1 protein-coding gene is annotated in these 350 nt (G+C 39.4%); it reads left to right on the top strand.

Annotated elements, in window-relative coordinates:
- Nucleotides 1-222, top strand: a 222-nt coding sequence (locus M595_RS28685) for a TatA/E family twin arginine-targeting protein translocase (protein ID WP_071810013.1), incomplete at its 5' end; no start/stop codon positions are given.
- Nucleotides 223-350 lie beyond the last annotated feature (128 nt).

Raw genomic sequence — 350 nt, 5'->3', positions numbered from 1 at the left:
GTAATACTCGTTCTCGCGTTGTTAATTTTTGGCCCGAAAAAGCTACCCGAGATTGGTCGCAGTATGGGAAAGGCAATTCGAGGATTTCAAGAGGCTTCTAAAGAATTTGAAAATGAATTCAAACGAGAAGCCAAACAACTAGAAGAAGCAACAAAAACGAGCAAATCTCAACCCGAAAAAACGATGACCGTGGCTTCAACTGATGAAGCGGTTGATGCTTAATCAAAATGTTGAGATTAATATTGAGAGCGAATATCATCGGAAATTGAGGGAGAACAATCACCGTTTCTCCCTGTTTTAATTTTTAGTATTCAAAACCATTAACATCGTCGCAACAGCACTTTCAACCC

Origin of the sequence: Lyngbya aestuarii BL J (assembly GCF_000478195.2) — a bacterium.
GTDB lineage: Bacteria > Cyanobacteriota > Cyanobacteriia > Cyanobacteriales > Microcoleaceae > Capilliphycus > Capilliphycus aestuarii.
The sequence above is the reverse complement of the archived record's forward strand: the minus strand, read 5'-3'. Positions and strand labels throughout refer to the sequence as shown.